This window comes from Streptomyces venezuelae, from assembly GCF_008642355.1.
Classification (GTDB): Bacteria; Actinomycetota; Actinomycetes; order Streptomycetales; family Streptomycetaceae; genus Streptomyces; species Streptomyces venezuelae_B.
Genome location: NZ_CP029193.1, coordinates 2,948,939 through 2,968,933, shown reverse-complemented (window position 1 = coordinate 2,968,933; position 19,995 = coordinate 2,948,939). Strand labels below are relative to the sequence as shown.

Annotated in this window: 17 protein-coding genes, 1 tRNA gene and 1 pseudogene; 4 read left to right on the top strand and 15 right to left on the bottom strand. The window is 70.6% G+C overall.

Annotated elements, in window-relative coordinates; genetic code table 11:
• Window positions 1-4 precede the first annotated feature (4 nt).
• Window positions 5-1,327, bottom strand: a complete 1,323-nt coding sequence (locus DEJ47_RS13750) for an ABC transporter substrate-binding protein (RefSeq protein ID WP_150168205.1) — start codon at window positions 1,325-1,327, stop codon at window positions 5-7.
• Between the two features lie 313 nt (window positions 1,328-1,640).
• On the opposite strand from DEJ47_RS13750, the gene DEJ47_RS13745 reads away from it, so the two are divergent.
• Entirely contained in the window at window positions 1,641-2,696 is a 1,056-nt protein-coding gene (locus tag DEJ47_RS13745) for a LacI family DNA-binding transcriptional regulator (RefSeq protein WP_150168204.1), read from the top strand.
• 121 nt (window positions 2,697-2,817) lie between these two features.
• Here the strand turns inward: DEJ47_RS13745 and DEJ47_RS13740 are convergent, their stop codons facing one another.
• Window positions 2,818-3,066 (bottom strand): hypothetical protein, encoded by a 249-nt coding sequence (locus tag DEJ47_RS13740; protein WP_150168202.1) that lies wholly within the window; start codon window positions 3,064-3,066, stop codon window positions 2,818-2,820.
• A gap of 78 nt (window positions 3,067-3,144) precedes the next feature.
• Here DEJ47_RS13740 and DEJ47_RS13735 point away from each other — a divergent pair, with 78 nt between their 5' ends.
• Entirely contained in the window at window positions 3,145-3,441 is a 297-nt protein-coding gene (locus tag DEJ47_RS13735; RefSeq protein ID WP_150168200.1) for a hypothetical protein, read from the top strand.
• Between the two features lie 21 nt (window positions 3,442-3,462).
• On the opposite strand, the gene DEJ47_RS13730 is transcribed toward DEJ47_RS13735, so the two are convergent.
• From DEJ47_RS13730 to DEJ47_RS13715, 4 genes are all read right to left on the bottom strand, one after another.
• Window positions 3,463-4,140 (bottom strand): DUF4352 domain-containing protein, encoded by a 678-nt coding sequence (locus DEJ47_RS13730; protein ID WP_150168198.1) that lies wholly within the window; start codon window positions 4,138-4,140, stop codon window positions 3,463-3,465.
• Window positions 4,141-4,308: 168 nt separating this feature from the next.
• Window positions 4,309-4,381: transfer RNA gene (locus DEJ47_RS13725), tRNA-His, on the bottom strand.
• A 111-nt stretch (window positions 4,382-4,492) separates the two neighbouring features.
• A complete protein-coding gene (gene orn, locus DEJ47_RS13720) occupies window positions 4,493-5,095 on the bottom strand; it encodes an oligoribonuclease (RefSeq protein WP_150168196.1) in 603 nt (200 codons plus the stop codon).
• Between the two features lie 10 nt (window positions 5,096-5,105).
• Window positions 5,106-6,335 carry a helix-turn-helix domain-containing protein gene (locus DEJ47_RS13715; RefSeq protein WP_150168194.1) on the bottom strand — a complete coding sequence of 410 codons (1,230 nt, stop codon included), beginning with the start codon at window positions 6,333-6,335 and terminating at the stop codon, window positions 5,106-5,108.
• 1,211 nt (window positions 6,336-7,546) lie between these two features.
• On the opposite strand from DEJ47_RS13715, the gene DEJ47_RS13705 reads away from it, so the two are divergent.
• Window positions 7,547-8,071, top strand: a complete 525-nt coding sequence (locus tag DEJ47_RS13705; RefSeq protein WP_150168192.1) for a universal stress protein — start codon at window positions 7,547-7,549, stop codon at window positions 8,069-8,071.
• A gap of 273 nt (window positions 8,072-8,344) precedes the next feature.
• On the opposite strand, the gene glmS is transcribed toward DEJ47_RS13705, so the two are convergent.
• From glmS to DEJ47_RS13690, 3 genes are all read right to left on the bottom strand, one after another.
• Complete coding sequence (gene glmS, locus DEJ47_RS13700) at window positions 8,345-10,162, bottom strand: glutamine--fructose-6-phosphate transaminase (isomerizing) (protein WP_150168190.1); 1,818 nt, start codon at window positions 10,160-10,162, stop codon at window positions 8,345-8,347.
• Window positions 10,163-10,172: 10 nt separating this feature from the next.
• On the bottom strand, window positions 10,173-10,430 hold the full coding sequence (locus DEJ47_RS13695; protein ID WP_150168188.1) for a hypothetical protein: 258 nt from the start codon (window positions 10,428-10,430) through the stop codon (window positions 10,173-10,175).
• A gap of 132 nt (window positions 10,431-10,562) precedes the next feature.
• Window positions 10,563-11,462 carry a DUF4429 domain-containing protein gene (locus tag DEJ47_RS13690; protein WP_150168186.1) on the bottom strand — a complete coding sequence of 300 codons (900 nt, stop codon included), beginning with the start codon at window positions 11,460-11,462 and terminating at the stop codon, window positions 10,563-10,565.
• Between the two features lie 134 nt (window positions 11,463-11,596).
• On the opposite strand from DEJ47_RS13690, the gene DEJ47_RS13685 reads away from it, so the two are divergent.
• Window positions 11,597-13,273 carry a beta-N-acetylhexosaminidase gene (locus DEJ47_RS13685; RefSeq protein ID WP_150168182.1) on the top strand — a complete coding sequence of 559 codons (1,677 nt, stop codon included), beginning with the start codon at window positions 11,597-11,599 and terminating at the stop codon, window positions 13,271-13,273.
• Here DEJ47_RS13685 and DEJ47_RS13680 read toward each other — a convergent pair.
• The 6 genes and pseudogenes from DEJ47_RS13680 to DEJ47_RS13655 all read right to left on the bottom strand — a co-directional run bounded on the left by DEJ47_RS13680 (window position 13,177) and on the right by DEJ47_RS13655 (window position 19,990).
• Entirely contained in the window at window positions 13,177-13,497 is a 321-nt protein-coding gene (locus DEJ47_RS13680; RefSeq protein ID WP_317850807.1) for a GNAT family N-acetyltransferase, read from the bottom strand. The genes DEJ47_RS13685 and DEJ47_RS13680 overlap by 97 nt on opposite strands.
• Window positions 13,481-14,578: pseudogene (locus tag DEJ47_RS13675) on the bottom strand (pyridoxal phosphate-dependent decarboxylase family protein); the annotation flags it as partial. The gene DEJ47_RS13680 and the pseudogene DEJ47_RS13675, both read right to left, overlap by 17 nt.
• Before the next feature lie 162 nt (window positions 14,579-14,740).
• Window positions 14,741-15,781, bottom strand: coding sequence for an ABC transporter substrate-binding protein (locus tag DEJ47_RS13670; protein WP_150168178.1), 1,041 nt, complete (start codon window positions 15,779-15,781; stop codon window positions 14,741-14,743).
• Window positions 15,782-15,893: 112 nt separating this feature from the next.
• On the bottom strand, window positions 15,894-17,048 hold the full coding sequence (locus tag DEJ47_RS13665) for an acyl-CoA dehydrogenase family protein (RefSeq protein WP_150168176.1): 1,155 nt from the start codon (window positions 17,046-17,048) through the stop codon (window positions 15,894-15,896).
• Between the two features lie 6 nt (window positions 17,049-17,054).
• Window positions 17,055-18,056 (bottom strand): hydroxymethylglutaryl-CoA lyase, encoded by a 1,002-nt coding sequence (locus DEJ47_RS13660; RefSeq protein WP_150168174.1) that lies wholly within the window; start codon window positions 18,054-18,056, stop codon window positions 17,055-17,057.
• Window positions 18,053-19,990 carry an acetyl/propionyl/methylcrotonyl-CoA carboxylase subunit alpha gene (locus tag DEJ47_RS13655; RefSeq protein ID WP_150175613.1) on the bottom strand — a complete coding sequence of 646 codons (1,938 nt, stop codon included), beginning with the start codon at window positions 19,988-19,990 and terminating at the stop codon, window positions 18,053-18,055. Before DEJ47_RS13655 ends, DEJ47_RS13660 begins: the two co-directional genes overlap by 4 nt.
• Between the last annotated feature and the right edge of the window lie 5 nt (window positions 19,991-19,995).

Here is a 19,995-nt window from a genome sequence, read left to right as displayed (position 1 = left end):
GGGGTCACTGTCCCAGAACGTCCTTGATCTCCTTCTGGGCCGCCTCCCAGCCCTCATCGGGAGACTTGCCCTGCTGCTCCACCTGGAGCACACCGATGTCCGTGATGGACTGGCCGATCTGGGCGTCCTTGATGCCGTAGACCGCCGAAGGGGTGTTCTTCGCGATCTCGGCGAAGATCTCCGTGATGGGCGCGTCGTTGAAGTACGCCTTGGTGGCCGCCGACGGCTTCAGCGTGTCGTACGCCGACGGGGTCGACGGGAAGCTCGCCTGCTTGGCGAAGACCTTCGCGAGCTGCTCGGGCTGCGTCAGCCAGACGGCGAGCTCGGTCGCCTCCTTCTTGTGCTTGCCCGCGCTCGGCACACCGAGGAACGTGCCGCCCCAGTTGCCGTCCGCCGGGGCCTTCGCCATGTCCCACTGGCCCTTGCCCTCCGGGCCCGTCTTCTCCTGGATGTACCCGGCCATCCAGGCGGGGCAGGCCACGGTGGCGAACTTGGCGTTGGCGAACCCCTGGTCCCACGTCGGGTCGAACTGCTTGAGCTTGGCGGACATGTCGCCCTGCGCGACCTTCATCGCCGCGTCCCAGGCGTCCTTGCGGCCCTGGCTGTCCTCGTAGATCTCCTTGCCGCTCTTGTCGTAGTACCGCTCGGTGGCACCGGCGAAGACGGCGTTGTAGACGCTGGAGGCGGAGTCGACGAACTTGGTGCCCTTGGGCGCCTTCTCCATGTACTTCTTGCCGAGCGCGACGTACTTGTCCCAGTCGCCCGCCCACTCCTTCGCGAGCTTCTCGCGGTCGGTGGGGAGCCCGGCCTTCTCGAAGAGGTCCTTGCGGTAGCAGAGCGCGGTCGGGCCGATGTCGACGCCGAGGCCGATCGTCTTGCCGTCCTCGGTCGTGGCCTGCTCCCACTTCCAGTCGAGGTACGTCGACTTCTCCACGCCCTCGGCCTTGCCGAGGTCCTCGAACTTGGCGCCCTGGGTCTGGACGACCTCGGTGATGTTGCTGACCTCTATGGCCGCGACGTCGTTGACGCCCGCGCCGGACTGCAGCTGGGTGAGCAGCTTCGGGTAATAGGCGTCGTTCCGCTCGATCACGTTCTCTTTGATCGTGATGTTCGGGTGCGACTTCTCGTACTCGTCGTACAGACCGGCCTGCTTCAGGCCCAGCACGCCGAACGTGCCGACGTTGAGCGTGATCTTGCCGTCGCCCGCCGAGCCGCCTTCGTCGTCGCTCGAACAAGCGGCGAGCAGGCTCGTGGCCAGCGCGGCCGTGGCCGCGTACGCGACGAGCCGACGGGACCTGCGGGACCGGCGGAAAGTGCTGCTGCGCATGACGTCCTCCTGTTGCCTGACGTGCCGACCCCCCGGCCAACTGCACTGCTGGGCCCGTTGGTTCACTCTGCGGCTCGGGCGGGGAACGTGCGGGATGTGTACGTGTCAGGTAGTGTGGGAGCGCTCCCACACGTGATGAGTTGAAGACTCGTGGCTCGCGCCGGGGGTGTCAAGGGACCGGACAGGGAGTTATGTCTTCGGTTATCGGGCCGTTACGGGACGCCCGCGGTCCGTCCGCGGAATCGGCCCGCGGCCCCGGTGAAGATCGGGCTGTTACATTCCTCGCCGGGGGAAGTGTGACGGGAGGCGGACTATGGCAGCTCACGCGGCACGCGGCCGCAGCGGCGGACGGCCCACTCTGGAAGAGGTGGCGGCGCGGGCGGGGGTCGGCCGGGGCACGGTCTCCCGCGTGATCAACGGTTCGCCGCGGGTGAGCGAGGCGACCAGGACCGCCGTCGAGGCCGCCGTGGCCGAGCTCGGGTACGTGCCGAACACCGCGGCCCGCGCGCTTGCCGCCAACCGCACGGACGCCATCGCACTGGTCGTCCCCGAGCCCGAGACCCGCTTCTTCGCCGAGCCGTACTTCTCCGACGTCCTGCGCGGCGTCGGCGCCGAGCTCAGCGAGACCGAGATGCAGCTGCTGCTGATCTTCGCGGGCAACGACCGCAGGCGCCAGCGCCTGGCCCAGTACCTCGCCGCCCACCGCGTCGACGGCGTCCTCCTCGTCTCCGTCCACGCCGACGACCCGCTGCCGGACCTGCTCTCCCAGCTGGAGATCCCCGCCGTCATCAGCGGCCGCCGCTCCGCCGAGGAGGCCCTGCCCTCCGTCGACTCCGACAACTACGCCGGAGCCTGCTCGGCCGTGGAACACCTCCTGGCCCGCGGCCGCACCGCCATAGCCACCATCACGGGCCGTCTCGACGTGTACGGAGCACAACGCCGCCTGGACGGCTATCGCGCCGCCCTGCGGGACGCGGGCCGCGAGGTCGACGAGCAGTTGATCGCGCCAGGGGACTTCACCGAGGAGGGCGGCCACCGCGCGATGCGGGAGCTGCTCGCCGCCCGCCCCGGCATCGACGCCGTGTTCGCCGGCTCCGACGTGATGGCGGCGGGCGCCCGCCAGGCGCTGCGCGAGGCGGGGCGCCGCATACCCGACGACGTGGCGCTCGTCGGCTTCGACGACTCGGCGATCGCCCGCCACATGGACCCCCCGCTGACGAGCGTGCGCCAGCCCATCGAGGAGATGGGGCGCGCGATGATCGACCTCCTTCTCGCCGAGATCGCGGACAGCCGCCCGGCCGCCGCCCGCCGCCTGGAGCGGCGCCAGCTGGTGCTCCCGACGCAGCTGGTGGAGCGGGCCTCTTCCTGAGCGCGGTGGCGCCCGCCCCGTGGCCTGCCCCTCGTCCGCCGGCGGACCGGCTCGGTGTGGGGCTGCTGGTGCCTCCCGACGCAGCTGGTGGGCGGTCCTCTTTCTGAGCCGGGTCGCCGCCCTACCCCGTGGTCTGCCCGTCGTCGATCTCCTGGGCCGCACGCTGCGGCCTGCGGTGCTCTTCATGGTCATGGGCGAGCCTGTCCTGCGCGGCGGACAGGGCGTCGAGGGCCATCGCGGACTGCTGCCGCAGGCGCCGCACCCGGGCCCGCAGGGCACGCTCCCGGCCGTCGACCGTGATCTCCCGGGCGGCGACGTGACGCTCCCGGTCGTTCCGGGCCGGGGGACTGCTCTGCGGATCGGATCCCACGCCGGCAGTATGCTCCGTCTGCCGCCACCGGGGCGCGCGATACGGCCCCTGAACCTCCCCGGCCGAGGAACCTGGCACATGAACTTTCCCGAGTACGGCGGTCCTGGCGACGGCGACGGCTGCGGCGTCGTCGACCACCACCCGGACGGCACCGCCGTCCGCTGCACGGCAGCGGGGGCGTGGCACATCGCGTGGGAGCACGAGGGACCGGACGAGATCAGGACGTCCTCCGTGTGCGAGCACCACATGGGGACGGTGCGGGCCCACCACGTCTACCTGGACCGGCACCCCGTCGGCCCGGACTGCACGCACCCCCGCGCCCGCTGGGTCGACAGCCGCGTCGGCGCGTGGTGCCGTGCGCCCGAAGTCGACTGACGGCCCGCCGATCTCTCCCCGCTACTTCACGTCGCCCGTGAAGATCGCGGGCTCCGCCTCCATGTCCATGTCCGGCGAGACCTCGATCTGGATCGTCTTCTCGGTCTTCGGCATCTTGCACGCCCACGTCACCGTGATGGAACGGCCCGCGAGCAGCTTCGTGTCGGGCCCGCCGTTCAGTCCCCGGTCCGAGTCGTAGATCGACTCACTCGACTTGCCGTCCTTGCCGTACGAGCAGCTGGTGGTGAACATCGACGTGTCCACGGTCGACTTGCCGTTGTTCTTCACCTGCACCGCGAACTTGACGTACGGGGTGTTCTCCGGCGCTCCGTACGGGCCGGACGTGCCCCGGGCGAACTTCGACACGCTCAGCTGGACGTCGTTCCCGTACTCCACGGTGTCGTTGAGCCCGGCCGCCTCCCCCGCGGCGCTCCCCGGGCCGGACTCCGGCTCGGGCTCCTCGGCCGGTTCCTCCTCGTCCGCGACGACGTCGTCGGCCTTCGCGGACGCGGCGGCACCGGCGGTCTTCTCCGGCTTCTTGTCGTCGTCGCCGCTGTTGACGACGACGATGCCCGTCGCGACGACGGCCGCGATGACCGCGGCGGCCGACCCGATGACGACCGCGTTGCTCGGCCCGCGCCTCGGCGGAGGGGGCTGCGGCGGATACATCGGCGGCGGTGGCGGCATGGTGTTGCTCATGGGTCCCCCCTGCGATCGAGCGTTCTCAGCGCATCATGCGCCCATGTGTGGGCGACGTGAGGGGGGTGTGGCTGTTTCGTGATGTCACGATCGGGAGCGCGCTCGGGGCCGCGCCGGGAAACGAAGAAGGCCCGGCCTGCTTTCGCAGACCGGACCTTGATCGATCAGGGTGAGTGACGGGACTTGAACCCGCGGCCACCTGGACCACAACCAGGTGCTCTACCAACTGAGCTACACCCACCATGCCCGGTCTTTTGTCGTTCTTCCGACCGGCCGAGAAAAAGTGTACAGGGTCTGGAGGGGTGCTCGCGCACACGTTTTCCCGACCCCGTACACAGGGCTGCCCGACGGGCTATTCCGCAGGCAGGACGTGCTTGGCCGCGATCGTCCGCGCCGTCTCCGAGTCCGGGCCCGGCTGCGGGACGAAGATCGCCTCGCGGTAGTAACGGAGCTCCGCGATGGACTCACGGATGTCCGCGAGCGCGCGGTGGTTGCCGTTCTTGTCCGGGCTGTTGAAGTACGCCCGGGGGTACCAGCGCCGGGCCAGCTCCTTGACGGAGGAGACGTCGACGATGCGGTAGTGGAGGTACTCCTCCAGCGTCCGCATGTCCCGCGCGAGGAAGCCGCGGTCGGTGCCGACGGAGTTTCCGCACAGCGGTGCCTTCCGCGGCTCCTTGACGTGCTCACGTACGTACGCCAGGACCTGCTCCTCGGCGTCGGCCAGCGTGGTGCCGCCGGCCAGTTCGTCGAGGAGCCCCGAGGCGGTGTGCATGGTGCGCACCACCTCGGGCATGGTCTCCAGCGCCGCGTCCGGCGGGCGGATCACGATGTCCACACCTTCGCCGAGCACGTTCAGTTCCGAGTCGGTGACCAGTGCGGCCACCTCGATAAGTGCGTCGTCCGTCAACGAGAGCCCGGTCATCTCGCAGTCGATCCACACCATGCGATCGTTCATGCGTCTTACCCTACGGCGCGCTCCTCTGGCCGGGCAGAGGAGCACGTCCTGGCGCGTACACGTCCGAGTGCGGCTTGCCGGGATCGGTCGGCACCGAGGTCGAGGGGCCGAGCGCGCTCGCGGCGGCCGTACGCCGTGACTGGGACGGCACAGGTCCCGCCTCCACCAGGCTGGGCACGGCCTGCGCGCCCGCGGGCACGGACTCCAGTGCCCGCTCGCCCTGCGGCCTGCGGGCGCGGTAGGCGGCCCGGTATGCGGCGGGGGACGAGCCCAGCTGGCGTCGGAAGTGTCCGCGCAGCGCCACCGGCGAGCGGAAGCCGCAGCGGCCCGCGACCTCGTCGACGGAGTAGTCGGACGTCTCAAGGAGCCGTTGCGCCTGGAGCACCCGCTGGGTGATCAGCCACTGCAGCGGCGCGCTGCCCGTGAGCGAGCGGAACCTGCGGTCGAAGGTCCGCCTGCTCATGTACGCGCGTGCGGCCAGCGTCTCCACGTCGAACTGTTCGTGGAGGTGCTCCAGCGCCCAGGCGACGACCTCGGCGAGCGGGTCGGCGCCGATCTCCTCGGGTAAAGACCTGTCGAGATAGCGCTCCTGGCCGCCGGCCCTGCGCGGTGGCACCACGAGCCTGCGGGCGAGCGCGCCCGCCGCCTCGTTGCCGTGGTCCGTGCGCACGATGTGCAGACAGAGATCGATTCCGGCCGCGGTGCCGGCACTCGTCAGGACGTCCCCGTCGTCGACGAAGAGCTCACGCGGGTCCACGTGGACGGACGGATAACGCTTGGCGAGCGTCGGCGCGTACATCCAGTGGGTGGTCGCCGGGCGTCCGTCGAGCAGTCCGGCCGCGGCGAGCACGAACGCCCCCGTGCAGAGCCCGACGATGCGGGCGCCCTCCTCGTGCGCGCGACGCAGTGCGTCGAGCGCCTCGGGTGGCGGTGGCGATGTGATCGACCGCCAGGCGGGCACGACGACCGTGCCCGCCCGGCCGATCGCCTCCAGGCCCTGTGGCGCGGTGAGTTCCAGTCCGCCGGTGGTCCGCAGCGGGCCCTCCTCGCCGGCGCAGACCAGCAGCCGGTAGCGGGGGACACCCGCGTCCTGCCGGTCGATGCCGAAGACGGAGAGCGGTATGGAACTCTCGAAAATGGGTCCGCCGCTGAACAGCAGCACCGCTACGATCTCCCGGCGGCGCCGCCCCGAGAGTTTCCGAGCCGCGGCCTCCGGCGCGGCTGTGGAGTCGTGGCTCATGGTGCTAAACCCCCCTCGGGCTTCGCGGCTCCTTGTTCCTGGCGTGCTTGACGTTTTTGACGTGCTTGACGCGCTTGCCTCGCTTGTCGCTCCTGCACGTTTCCCCTCGGTCCTCCACCAGTCCCCCGCCGTAATACAGTCAAGATCGAATCTACTGCGTCCCGTGCTGCCGGGGTGACCAGTTCATCACTCGGCAGATTGTCGACATGGCAACTTGGCGTGAAGCATTCGATCACGAAGCGTTGCACTCGCGCGGCTTGCTGGGAAGTGCGCCTCCGCTCCATGGCCGGTCCCCGTAGGGTGCGGACGGCCTGAGCGCGGCTTTCAGCCCTGGTCGGAAGGGGGTTGAGGGGGCGTTCGGCCAAGAAATCGACGGCCCCCGGAAGTTGGCTGAAAACCTACGGGATCGTGTGTGTGAATTGGTCAGTCCAACGGTGCACCATCGGCACTCTGACGGGGGCCCCTGTGCGCCCCCACGCCCGTCCTGTGGTGCCTCCCGCGGTGTCCTCTGTTCTGTTCTGCAAGCAGTCGCGCGGCGCCCCGCTCCGACTGCCGCAGGAGCACCCGGCACACCCCGGTGACGGCCACGAGTCCGAGGGCCGCGCCGGCCGCGCCGGCCAGCGAGCCCCCGTACCCGACAAGGACGACGGGGACCAGGACGCAGCTGAACGCGGCCCAGCGGACCACGTCGCTCACCGCGTCCTGCGGGGGTGCGGCCGGTGCCTCGTGGGTGCGCGGCGCGGGCACCGCGAGGGGGTCGCGGTCCGGTGTCCCTTGCTCGGGTGAAGACTCGGGTGAAGAAGGGAGGCGGGTGGAGGGTGGGGACGCGGTCGAAGGTCCAGGCACGGCGTGCTCCCTGTGGCATATGGCGTAGGACGGTCCAGCGCTGTCCAACGCGGGGCGCGTCGGCGAGTCACTGCGGGAGCCTCCTGGTGGCGCCGGACGGGTGGGCAAACCGCCTGTAGGAGGCAGCAACCATTGCCATACGGGCGCGGCTCATGCATGCTCCGGTGAACGCCGGGAGGCCCCTGTGGGGCCCGGGACGGGCTCCGAGCGGGCCCTCCGCAGGCTCTGGGCAGAGGAGGAGTGTCGCCGTACCCTTGGGGGTATGGGGTTGGGAAGATGATTCCCGGACGACCTTCCAGGTCCTGAACGTTGCATCACCTGAAAAAGCCGACCCTCCCACAGAGGACTCCTTCGCCGAGACACCCATGGCCGGTCACGAATTCTCCGAACCTGCGGACCGCAAACGGCAGGTCGCCGATCCGACGGCGACCCCCCGAGCGGCGGAAGAACCGCGTCATTCATGCGATCCCGCCTTCCTGCACGGTGTCGTCGTCGGCTTCGACGGCTCGACCTCCAGTGAGCGGGCCCTCGCCTATGCGATCGGGATGGCCCACCGCTCCGGCTCGGGCCTGATCATCGTCCACGTCGCCAACCGGCTGCCCACCACGGTGTGGGCGGGCTGCGAGCCCCCGGTCTTCGTCGACGTGCCCGACCACCGCACGGAAGTGCTCGGACTGGAACTGGCCTGCGCGGAGTACCTGTCCGAGGTGCCGTGGATCCTCGTCGAGCGCGGTGGCGACATCTGCCACGAGCTGGAGGAGGTCGGCCGCGAGTACAGCGCGGACGCGATCGTCGTCGGCTCCACGCACGGCATCGTGGGGCGCATCTTCGGCTCCGTCGCGGGCCGTCTCGCGCGCCGTGCGCAGCGCCCCGTCGTCGTCATTCCGTAACGCCCGCCCGCGCCCCGGGGGTTGATGCGCGTGGGGCTCAACTCGCCTTGTGAAGTGCTTTTGTGGACAGATAAATCTACTCGCGCGTAGAGGTGGTTCGCGCCCCGGGGAAGGGTACATAAGGGTCACAACGGCGTCTCGGGCCGGCGGGTGACGGCCACCGGGCGAGGCGAGCGCGGGTCGGGGTAATGGGCGACCCCGGCCCCTTGAGGAACGACCCCCTGTGTGCTGGTGGCACGCACAGGGGGTCGTTCACATGAGACGGGTCCGTGGTTACTCCACCGTCACGGACTTCGCGAGGTTGCGCGGCTTGTCGATGTCCCGGCCGAGCGCAAGGGCCGTGTGGTAGGCGAGCAGCTGGAGCGGGATGCCCATCAGGATCGGGTCCAGCTCGTTCTCGTTCTTCGGGACCAGGATGGTCTGGTCGGCCTTCTCCTGCTCCTGGTGCGCGACCGCGAGGATCTTGCCGCTGCGGGCCTTGATCTCCTCCAGGGCGGCGCGGTTCTTCTCCAGGAGGTCGTCGTCCGGCACGATCGCGACCGTGGGGAGCGCGGGCTCGATGAGGGCGAGCGGGCCGTGCTTCAGCTCGGACGCGGGGTAGGCCTCGGCGTGGATGTACGAGACCTCCTTGAGCTTCAGCGAGGCCTCGCGGGCGACGGGGTAGCCCCGCACGCGCCCGATGAAGAGCATCGAGCGGGCGTCCGCGTACTGCTTGGCGATCTTCTTGATCTCGTCCTCCTGCTTGAGGATCTCCGAGATCTGGCCGGGCAGCTTGCGCAGGCCCTCGATGATCCGCTTGCCGTCGGAGACCGACAGGTCACGGATGCGGCCCAGGTGCAGGGCGAGGAGGCCGAAGGCGACCGTGGTGTTGGTGAAGCACTTGGTCGAGACGACGCAGACCTCCGGACCCGCGTGGACGTACACGCCCGCGTCCGCCTCACGGGCGATAGCCGAGCCGACGACGTTCACGACGCCGAGGACGCGGGCGCCCTTGCGCTTCAGCTCCTGCACGGCGGCGAGCACGTCGTACGTCTCGCCGGACTGGGAGACCGCGATGTAGAGGGTGTCGGGGTCCACGACCGCGTTGCGGTAGCGGAACTCGGACGCGGGCTCCGCGTCGGCGGGGATGCGGGCCAGCTCCTCGATCATCTGGGCGCCGATCATGCCCGCGTGGTACGAGGTGCCGCAGCCGAGGATCTTGACGCGGCGCACCTTGCGGGCGTCGTGCGCGTCGAGGTTCAGGCCGCCGAGGTGCACGGTGGAGAAGCGGTCGTCGATGCGGCCGCGCAGGACGCGGTCGACCGCGTCGGGCTGCTCGAAGATCTCCTTGTGCATGTACGTGTCGTGGCCGCCCATGTCGTACGACTCGGCCTCCCACTCCACGGTGGTCGGCGAGGCGGTCGTGCGCGAGCCCTCGGTGGTGTACGTGCGGTAGTCGTCGGCCTTGATGGTGGCCATCTCGCCGTCGTCGAGGGTGACGACCTGGCGGGTGTGCGAGACGAGCGCGGCGACGTCCGAGGCGACGAACATCTCCTTCTCGCCGATGCCGAGGACGACGGGCGAGCCGTTGCGGGCGACGACGATGCGGTCGTTGAAGTCGGCGTGCAGCACCGCGATGCCGTACGTGCCCTCGATGTGGCGCAGCGCCTCGCGGACCTTCTCCTCCAGCTTGTCGGCCTGGGAGCGGGCGATGAGGTGCGTGAGGACCTCGGTGTCGGTCTCGGAGAGGAACTCGACACCGTCGGCGGTGAGCTTGGCGCGGATCTCCGAGGCGTTGTCGATGATGCCGTTGTGGACGACGGCGACCTTGTTGTCCGCGGAGAGGTGCGGGTGGGCGTTCTCGTCGGAGGGTGCGCCGTGGGTGGCCCAGCGGGTGTGGGCGATGCCGGTCGTGCCCTTGAAGCGGGCCGGGACCTTGGCCTCCAGGTCGCGCACGCGGCCCTTGGCCTTGACCATCTTCAGGCCGCCGGCCTTGGGGCTGGTGACGGCGATGCCCGCGGAGTCGTAGCCGCGGTACTCCAGGCGCTGCAGACCTTCGAGGAGGAGCGGGGCGACGTCACGCTTGCCGATGTATCCGACGATTCCGCACATAAAGGGTGTCCTAGCCGTAGACGATGCGGCGCAGCTGCCTGAGGGTGAGCTCGGGCGGCGCGACCGCGCGGTATTCGAGTTCCGCCGAGACCTGTTGGAAGATCGCCGCGTTCAGCAGGCCCTGACCCTGCAGCTCGCGGTGGCGGCGACGGACGAACTGTTCTGTCGTCTCGTCGAAGTAGGCGAGCACGTCCTGGACGACCCGCAGCGCTTCGCCCCGCTGGAGCGGGGTGCTGCGGGTGAGGTGATCCACCAGGTCGTCGTGCATGCGTTGATCCTGGGGTATCGGACACCCATTCGCAAGAATCCTGCCCGGAATCGGGCAGGGGCGTGTCGAACGGGCCATTCCATGGCGCGATCGGCGCTCATGTGCGGGTCATGTGCGGCTCACGTGTCGCGCTCACATGCGGCGCAGGACCGCCTGCTTGGCCGTCGTGAACTCCTCGTCCGTGAGGATCCCGGCCTGGTGCAGCTCGCCCAGCTCCCGCAGGCGGCGCAGGAGCGCGTCGTGGTCGTCGGCGGCAGGGCTCGCCGCTCCGGCCCGCGCGCCGTCGGGGGCCGGGTCTGCGAACGCCTTCGGCCCGGCGGGCCCGGCGGGGGCCGCGGGGTGCGGCAGGCGGGCCTGGACGGCGGCCGCCACCAGCGCCATCAGCGGGTCCTTCTTGAAGCCCCACAGTTCGACGGCGTTCGGGTCGTACTTCGGCGGGGCCTTGGTCGGCGCGTTCCGCACGGTGAACCGCAGGTGGCCGTTCTCCAGGCCGACCGCGGGGTGCCACTCCACGGCCGTGATGTCCGCGAGGGCCAGCGACCGGGTGCCGGCCGCCGTCTTCGCCTCCTCCGTCTTCCAGTTCCACTCCAGGCGGACCGTCTCCCCGTCGAAGCTCGCCGTGCCGTCCCCCGCGGAGACGGACAGCGGCACGGAAGGACCCGTCAGGAGGTACGCGTCGCAGGGCGCTGTCGGCACCTGTTCGATCAGATGGGCGTTGCGCACCTCGTCGACCAGGTACTCCGCCACCCCGTACCGGTCGGGCTCGACCGTCAGGCGATACGGGTCCGAGGCGTCCGGCAGCTTCCCGCCCGTCGCCTGGAGCAGCGGATCGGAGCCGTCGCGCAGCCGCAGCCGCAACCGGCCCGACTTCTTCCCGTGTTCGAAGGCGATGCCCGCCAACGCGGCCAGCGGGACCGTCAGTTCACCGAGGGTCTTGCGCAGCAGGGACACGTTCTTGTCGTGGCCCGGCACGAGGCGCAGGGTCTCCCCGTCGAAGGTCCAGGTCCCGTCGCGCTGGATGATTTCCGCCATACGTGGATTCTCGCACCGAGCCCTTGGACACCTGGTCTACACCCCTTGACCCCTTGTGGGGGCCGGGTTACCAATGGGAACCGTTCGATGGCGATGCACCACAGTTGACGCCGGCCCGTCGAAGGGACCCGCTTGTGAGATCGCACGGAAGAACGACACGCATCCTCGGCTCGCTGCTTCTCGTCGCGGCCGCCGGAATCTCCTCCTTCGCCGCAGCACCCGCACCGGGAGAGGCGCGAGCCCCCGCCACCACACCGCTCGGACAGATCGTGCCCGCGCCCCTGGCCGCCGAGCCGGGCGGCCCCGGATACGAGATCACCGCCAAGACCCGTATCCGCGTAGGCAAGGGCAACGCCGAGGAGCGCCGCGTCGCCGAATACCTCGCCGAGCTGCTCCGCCCCTCCACCGGCTACCGGCTCCCCGTCACCAGCGACAAGGGTTCCGACGGCATCCGGCTGCGCATCAGCGCCGAACCCGCGAACAAGGTGCTCGGCAACGAGGGGTACCGCGTCATCTCCGCGCGCGGCTCCCTCACCATCACCTCCTGGAGTGGCGCGGGACTCTTCCACGGCGTACAGACCGTGCGTCAGCACCTGCCCGCCGCCGTGGAGAAGAGGACCAAGCAGCGCGGCCCCTGGCGGATCGCGGGCGGCACCGTCAAGGACATGCCGCGCTACGGCTACCGCTCCACGATGCTCGACGTGTCCCGGCACTTCTTCACCGTCGACCAGGTCAAGCGCTACATCGACCAGGCCGCCCTCTACAAGATGAACAAGCTGCACCTGCATCTCAGCGACGACCAGGGCTGGCGCATCGCCATCGACTCCTGGCCGCGCCTCGCGGCGTACGGCGGCTCCACGCAGGTCGGCGGCGGCAAGGGCGGCTACTACACGAAGGCGCAGTACAAGGAGATCATCGACTACGCCGCGTCGCGGTACCTGGAAGTCGTCCCCGAGATAGACATGCCGGGCCACACCAACGCCGCGCTCGCCTCGTACGCCGAACTCAACTGCAACGGCGTCGCCCCGCCGCTCTACACCGGCACCGAGGTCGGCTTCAGCTCGCTGTGCGTCAAGAAGGACGTCACGTACGACTTCGTGGACGACGTGATCCGTGAGCTCGCCGCGATGACGCCGGGCAAGTACCTCCACATCGGCGGCGACGAGGCGCACTCCACCAGCCACGAGGACTTCGTCGCCTTCATGGACAAGGTGCAGCCGATCGTCGCCAAGTACGGCAAGACGGTGATGGGCTGGCACCAGCTGGCCGGCGCCCGTCCGGCCGAGGGCGCCGTCGCGCAGTACTGGGGCTACGACAGGACCGGCGCCGCCGAGCGCGAGCAGGTCGTCAACGCCGCGAAGAACGGCACGAAGCTGCTGCTCTCACCGGCCGACCGCGCCTACATCGACCACAAGTACACCAAGGACACCCCGCTCGGCCTCTCGTGGGCGGGCTACGTCGAGGTCCGGCGCTCCTACGACTGGGACCCGGCCACCTACCTCGAAGGCGTGCCCGAGGACGCGGTCATCGGTGTCGAGGCGCCGCTGTGGACGGAGACCCTGTCGACCCCCGCCCACCTGGACTACATGGCGTTCCCGCGGCTGCCGGGCATCGCAGAGCTCGGCTGGTCGCCGGCCGCCACGCACGACTGGGACACGTACAAGGTGCGGCTCGCCGCGCAGGCCCCGCGCTGGGACGCGCTGGGCATCGGCTACTACGCCTCGCCGCAGGTGCCCTGGCCCGCCGACAGTTCCCGCAAGTCGTACCACTCCACGAGGAAGGACGGCACGCCCTCGCACAGCCCGAGGTAGGCCTCGCGGTGGCCGGAGGCCGCGATCGCCATGTAGGCGCGCTCGACGTCCGTCAGGGTGGCGTCCCGCGTCATCCAGTGCTCCGCGCGCGGGTGCGTCACCCAGGTGTGCACCAGCTCGGAGTCGGTGAGGGGGTCGAGGGTCCGGAGCGTGAAGTCGGCGCTCCGGCGGTCGAGGCGGTCCAGGCGGTCGGTGGGCAGGCGGAGGTCAGCAAGCGCGCTCAAGGTGCTCTCCCAGGTACTGCTCGGCGTGGCCGGCGATCAGGTCGAGGACGGCTTCGATGTCGGCGGTGGTCGTATCGGGGTCGAGCAGGGTGAACCGGAGGTACTGGCGGCCACCCGCCCTGGTGGTCGCCACGACCGCGTCGCCCGAGGCATGGAGCGCCTTGCGGGCGTACAGGTTGGCGCGGTCGATGGCGGCGGGCGAACAGATCGTCGCCGGGATGTGGCGGAAGACGAGTGTGGCGAGCCGGGGTTCGGCCACGACGTCGAAGCGCGGGTCGGCGACGAGCAGTTCCCAGCCGCGGGTGGCCAGGGCGCAGGCCTCGTCGAAGCGGTCGCCGATGCCGTGCGCGCCCCGCACGCGCAGCGCCATCCACGGCTTCAGCGCGTCGAAGCGGCGGCCCGCCCGCGGCTCCGGCAGCTCCCGGCCCCGTACGAGGACGGCGGACGAACCCACCGGTTCGCAGAAGGCCTTGCCGAAGTCCACGGCGACCGAGTCGGCGCGCTCGATGCCGTCGATGAGGTGCCGGTTGCGGCGTGAGGCGAGCAGCCCGCAGCCGTACGAGGCGTCCACGTGCAGCCAGGTACCGTACTGCGCGCAGAGTCGGGCGATCTCCGGCAGCGGGTCGATGGAGCCGAAGTCGGCGGTGCCCGCGGACGCGACGACAGCCATGGGGGAGAGGTCGTCGCGTGCGCAGCGCTCCAGGGCGCGGGCGAGGGCCACGGTCTGCAGCCGTTTGTCGCGGTCGGTGGGGACGGTCACGACGGTTTCCTCGCCGAGGCCGAGCAGCCGTGCCGTGTGCCGGACGCCGGCCTGCGCGGCCTCGGAGACGAAGATCCGCAGGGTGGCCGGGTCCCGGTCCCCGGCCTCCTCGCGGGCGAGCAGCAGCGCCTGGAGTTCGGCGTCGGTGCCTCCGTCGGTGAACGCGCCCGCGGCGGCGGGGCCGAGGCCGATGCGCTCGGCGGTCCAGTCGATGAGGCGGCGCTCGACGAGCGGGGCGCCGGGCGGCTGGTCCCAGGTGCCGAGGTGACGGGGGCGGCCGGCGCGCACGGCGTCCCGCAGGTACAGCTCGTCGAGTTCGTCGGTGCCGTGGAGTGGGTGCGCGCGCATGAGCTGTCCTCCGGGTGAGGGGTTAACTTAGGTAAGCCTAACCTAATTTCAATCCTGCTTGGGGCGGCCCCGGAAAGCGACGCGACAAACGAAACCGCCCCCTCCGGGAGTGAAGGGGGCGGTCCGCACGGCGCGTTACTTGAGCTTCTTCGCCTTCTCGATCGCGTCCGCCAGGTCCTCCAGGATCGGCGCGCACTTGTCGTACGAGAAGATCGGCTCGGCGATGCGCGGGATGACCTGTCCGGCCTTGACCGCGGGCAGCTTCTTCCAGGTCGGCTTGGAGATGTCGGCCGGCTGGATCGCCGAGGTGCGGTTGTCCATCATGATGATGTCCGCCCGGTACTTGTCGACGTTCTCCCAGCTCAGGTTCTCGAACCAGCCGCCGGACTCCTTCTTGGCCTGCTCCGAGGGCTCGACGAGGTTCACGCCGAGCGCCTTGAAGTACTCCAGGTCGACGGAGAGGTTGGAGCCGGAGACGTAGAACAGGTCCTGGCTCGCGGAGCCGACGAGGACCTTGATGTCCTTGTGTGCCTTGGCGACCTTGCGCAGCCGCTCGGACGCGTCCTCGAAGCGCTTCTTCGCCTTGACGACCTTGTCGGCCTTCACGTCCGCGCCGAGCGACTCGGCGAGCGCCTGGATGCGCTGCAGCGGGTGGGTGAGCTGACGGTCGTAGACGCTGATGCCGACGCTCGGGGCGAGCTTGAGGATCTTGTCCTTGCTCTCCTCGGGGACGTACCAGAGGGTGCCCTTGTCGTCGAACATCGTGGAGATCAGCACGTCCGGGGCGAGGCCCGCGTACTTCTCGATGTTGAACTGGCCCCACGCGTTGCCGATGACCGTCAGCTTGCTGACGTCCATGTCGCCGGCCTGGACGTCGGCCTTGCCGTCCTTGGTCGTCGTCGGACCGAAGACGCCCTTGACCTCGATGCCGTAGTCGAACAGGGCCGCGGCGACACCCGTGAACGCCACGATGTTCTTCGGCGCCGCGTCACGCTTCGCGGTCTGGCCGCGGTCGTCCTTGAAGCTCCAGGGGCCGGTCTCGCCGCCGCCCTCGGTCTTGCCCGACCCGTCCTTCTTCTCGGTGCCGCAGGCCGCGAGGGCGGCCGTGAGGCCGAGGGCGCCGCCGGCGGCGAGGATGCCTCGGCGGGACGGCTGGGGGAGGCGGACCTGGCGCATGTGGGTCTCAGCTTTCGTGACGTACGGCGGCGGGGCCGCTGGCCGGAATGGGTAGCTTAGGCTAACCTAAGCCACCTTCCGGGGCCCGCGACCCCTCGCGGTACGGCGCCGATCAGCTCGCGAAGCCCAGCTCACGGGCGATCAGCATGCGCTGCACCTCGCTCGTGCCCTCGCCGATCTCCAGGATCTTCGAGTCCCGCCACATGCGCGCCACGGGGTACTCGTTCATGAAGCCGTACCCCCCGTGGATCTGCGTGGCCTCGCGCGCGTTGTCCACGGCGACCGTCGACGAGTAGAGCTTGGCGATCGCCGCCTGCTTCTTGAACGGCTCGCCCGCGACCAGCCGCGACGCCGCGTCGTACCACCCGACACGCGCCATGTGCGCCCGCGTCTCCATGTCGGCGATCTTGAACTGGATGGCCTGATTCGCGCCGATCGGCCTGCCGAAGGCGTGCCGCTCGCGCGCGTACTTCACCGACTCGTCGACACACCCCTGGGCGAGACCGGTGGCCAGTGCGGAGATCGCGATCCGGCCCTCGTCGAGGATCCGCAGGAACTGCGCGTATCCCCGGCCCTCCTCGCCGAGCAGGTTCGCCGCGGGGACGCGGACGTCCGAGAAGGACAGCTCGCGGGTGTCCGAGGCGTTCCACCCCACCTTCGAGTAGGGCGCGGCGACCGTGAACCCGGGCGTGCCCGACGGCACGATGATCGAGGAGATCAGCGGGCGCCCGTCGTCCTTGCGGCCGGTGACGGCGGTGACCGTGACCAGGCCCGTGATGTCCGTGCCGGAGTTGGTGATGAAGCACTTCGAGCCGTTGATCACCCACTCGTCGCCGTCGCGCACCGCCGTCGTGCGCGTCCCGCCCGCGTCGGAGCCGCCGTCCGGCTCGGTCAGGCCGAACGCGCCGAGCACCTCGCCCGCGCACAGCCGCGGCAGCCACTCCCTCTTCTGCTCCTCCGTGCCGAAGAGGTGCAGCGGCATGGCGCCGAGGGAGACGCCCGCCTCCAGGGTGATCGCCACGGACGAGTCGACCCGGGCGAGTTCCTCCAGGGCGATGCCCAGCGCGAAGTAGTCACCGCCCATCCCGCCGTACTCCTCCGGGAAGGGCAGGCCGAACAGGCCCATGCGGCCCATCTCGCGGACGATCTCGTACGGGAACTCGTGACGCTCGTAGAAGTCGCCGATCTTGGGGGCGACGACGTCGTGCGCGAACGCCTCGACCGTGCGGCGCAGTTCCTCGTGCTCGGGGCTCAGACGGTGGTCCATCGTTGTTCACTGCTCCTGTGGGGAGGCGGCCGGCTCTTCGTGGGAGCGGGCCGTGAGGGCACGGACGGTGCGGGACGGGCTGGGTCGGCCCAACTGGTCGGCCATCCAGGCGCTGGTGGCGCTGAGACGGACGAGGTCGACCCCGGTGTCGATGCCGAGGCCGTGGAGCATCCACACGAGGTCTTCGGTGGCGAGGTTGCCGGTGGCGCTCTTCGCGTACGGGCAGCCCCCGAGGCCGCCGGCGGACGCGTCCACCGTCGTCACGCCGTGCTGCAGCGCGGCGAGGGTGTTGGTGAGCGCCTGGCCGTACGTGTCGTGGAAGTGGACGCCGATGCGCTCGGTCGGCACCTGCACCGCGTTGAGAGCGGCGAGCATCGCCGAGACGTGGCCCGGGGTGGCCACGCCGATCGTGTCGCCGAGGCTCAGCTCGTCACAGCCCATGTCGAGCAGGGCGCGGCAGACGCGGACGACCCTGGAGATCGGCACGGCGCCCTCCCAGGGGTCGCCGAAGCACATCGACAGATAGCCGCGCACGTGCACGCCCTGCTCCCGCGCGCGGGCGACCACCGGCGCGAACATCGCGAGGGCCTCGTCGACCGTGCGGTTGAGGTTGGCGCGGGCGAACGACTCGGTGGCGCTGGCGAAGACGCCGACGCGGTGTGCGCCGAGGGCGAGGGCGCGGTCGAGGCCGCGTTCGTTCGGCACGAGGACCGGCAGGTGGACGCCCTGGAGGTCGCCGAGGAGCGGGAAGAGGTCCTCGGCGTCGGCCAGTTGGGGCACCCATTTGGGGTGCACGAAGCTGGTCGCCTCGACGGTGGTGAGGCCCGCGTCGGCGAGGCGGTGGATGAACTCCGCCTTGAGCTCCGTGGGGACGACCGTCTTCTCGTTCTGCAGGCCGTCGCGTGCGCCCACTTCGTGGATGCGGACGCGGGTGGGCAGGCCGCGGGTCGGCACGACCATGGGGAGCGGTGCGGACGCCAGCTCCAGGGGCTCGTCGGTGCTGGTCATGCCTGCTCCTCATCGGGGGCGACGACGGCGAGGACCTGGTCCATGGCGACGGTCGTGCCCGGGGTGACGTCGAGTTCGGTGACGGTGCCGGCGTGCGGGGCGGAGATGACGTGTTCCATCTTCATCGCCTCGACGACGAGCAGGCTCTGGCCCGCGGCCACCGTGTCGCCGGGGGAGACCTTCACGACGGTGACGGTGCCGGGCATGGGGGCGGTGAGCGCGTCGGCCCCGGCGTGCGCGGCGCCGGTGAGGGAGGCGGCGACGGGGTCGTGGTCCTGGACGTGCCAGGCGTCGCCGTCCCGGCCCAGCCAGTCGCCCGCGCGGCGGAAGGTGTGCAGGGTGCCGTCGACGGTGACGCGGACGCGGTCGGCGGTGACGGTGTGGTCGGTGGAGCGGAGGCGGTGAGTGACGGGCTCAAGTCCCGCGGCCCTGAGCCAGTGGGTGACGGACGCCGGGGTGCCGCCGAGCCGCCAGCCGCTCGGCACGGAGAACGGGTCGGTCCAGCCGTCGCCCACCGGCTTCAGGGCGTCCTCGCGGACTGCGGCCGCCGCTTCGTACACCTCGTCGGGCACGCCGTCCGGGACGAGTCCCTCCGCCTCGCGCTCCACCAGACCCGTGTCCAGGTCGCCCGCGACGACCGCCGGATGGGCGAGGAGGCGGCGCAGGAAGCCCGCGTTCGTCGGCACGCCGAGGGTGACCGTGTCGGCGAGGGCGGCGCGCAGCTTGCGCAGGGCGGTGGCGCGGTCGGGGCCGTACGCGATGACCTTCGACAGCATCGGGTCGTAGAGACTGCCGACCTCCGTGCCCTCGCTCAGGCCGGAGTCGGTGCGCACGCCGTCGCCCTGCGGCTCGTGCAGCGCCAGGACGGTGCCGCCGGAGGGCAGGAACCCGCGCGAGGGGTCCTCCGCGCAGATGCGGGCCTCCACCGCGTGCCCGGTGAGGGTGATGTCGTCCTGGGCGAACGGCAGCGGCTCGCCCGCCGCCACGCGCAGCTGCCACTCGACGAGGTCGAGTCCGGTGATGAGCTCCGTGACGGGGTGCTCCACCTGGAGGCGGGTGTTCATCTCCATGAAGTAGTACGACGAGGGGTCGCCGCCGGGGACGATGAACTCGACGGTGCCCGCGCCCGCGTACCCGCAGGAGCGGGCCGCCTGGACCGCGGCCTCGCCCATCGCCGCGCGCGTGGCCTCGTCGAGGAGGACGCTGGGCGCCTCTTCGATGATCTTCTGGTGGCGGCGCTGGAGGGAGCACTCGCGCTCGCCGAGGTGCACCACGTTGCCGTGGCCGTCCGCGAGGACCTGGATCTCGATGTGCCGGGGGCGGTCGACCCACCGCTCCACGAGGAGCGTGTCGTCGCCGAAGGAGGCGCGGGCCTCACGGCGGGCGGCGGCGATCTCGTCGGCGATGAGCGCCTCGTCGCGGACCAGGCGCATGCCCTTGCCGCCGCCGCCCGCGCTCGGCTTCAGGAGCACGGGGGTGCCGATCTCGCGTGCGGCTTCGGCCAGTTGGGCGTCGGTCAGGCCGCTGCCCGAGGAGCCGGGGACGACCGGCACGCCGGCGGCCCGCACGGTCGCCTTGGCGCGGATCTTGTCGCCCATGAGGGAGATGGCCTCGGCGGGCGGGCCGATGAAGGTGAGGCCCGCGTCGGCGCAGGCCTGCGCGAACTCCGCGTTCTCCGCCAGGAATCCGTACCCCGGGTGGACCGCTTGGGCGCCGGACTTCGCCGCCGCCTCCAGGATGCGGTCCACGCGCAGGTAGCTCTCGGTGGCTGCCGCGGGCCCGATCCGCACCGCCGTGTCGGCCTCGCGCACGTGCCGGGCGTCCGCGTCCGCGTCGCTGAAGACGGCGACCGAACGGACGCCCATCTCCCGCAGCGTGCGGATGACGCGGACCGCGATCTCGCCCCGGTTGGCGACCAGAACCGTGTCGAACATCGTCA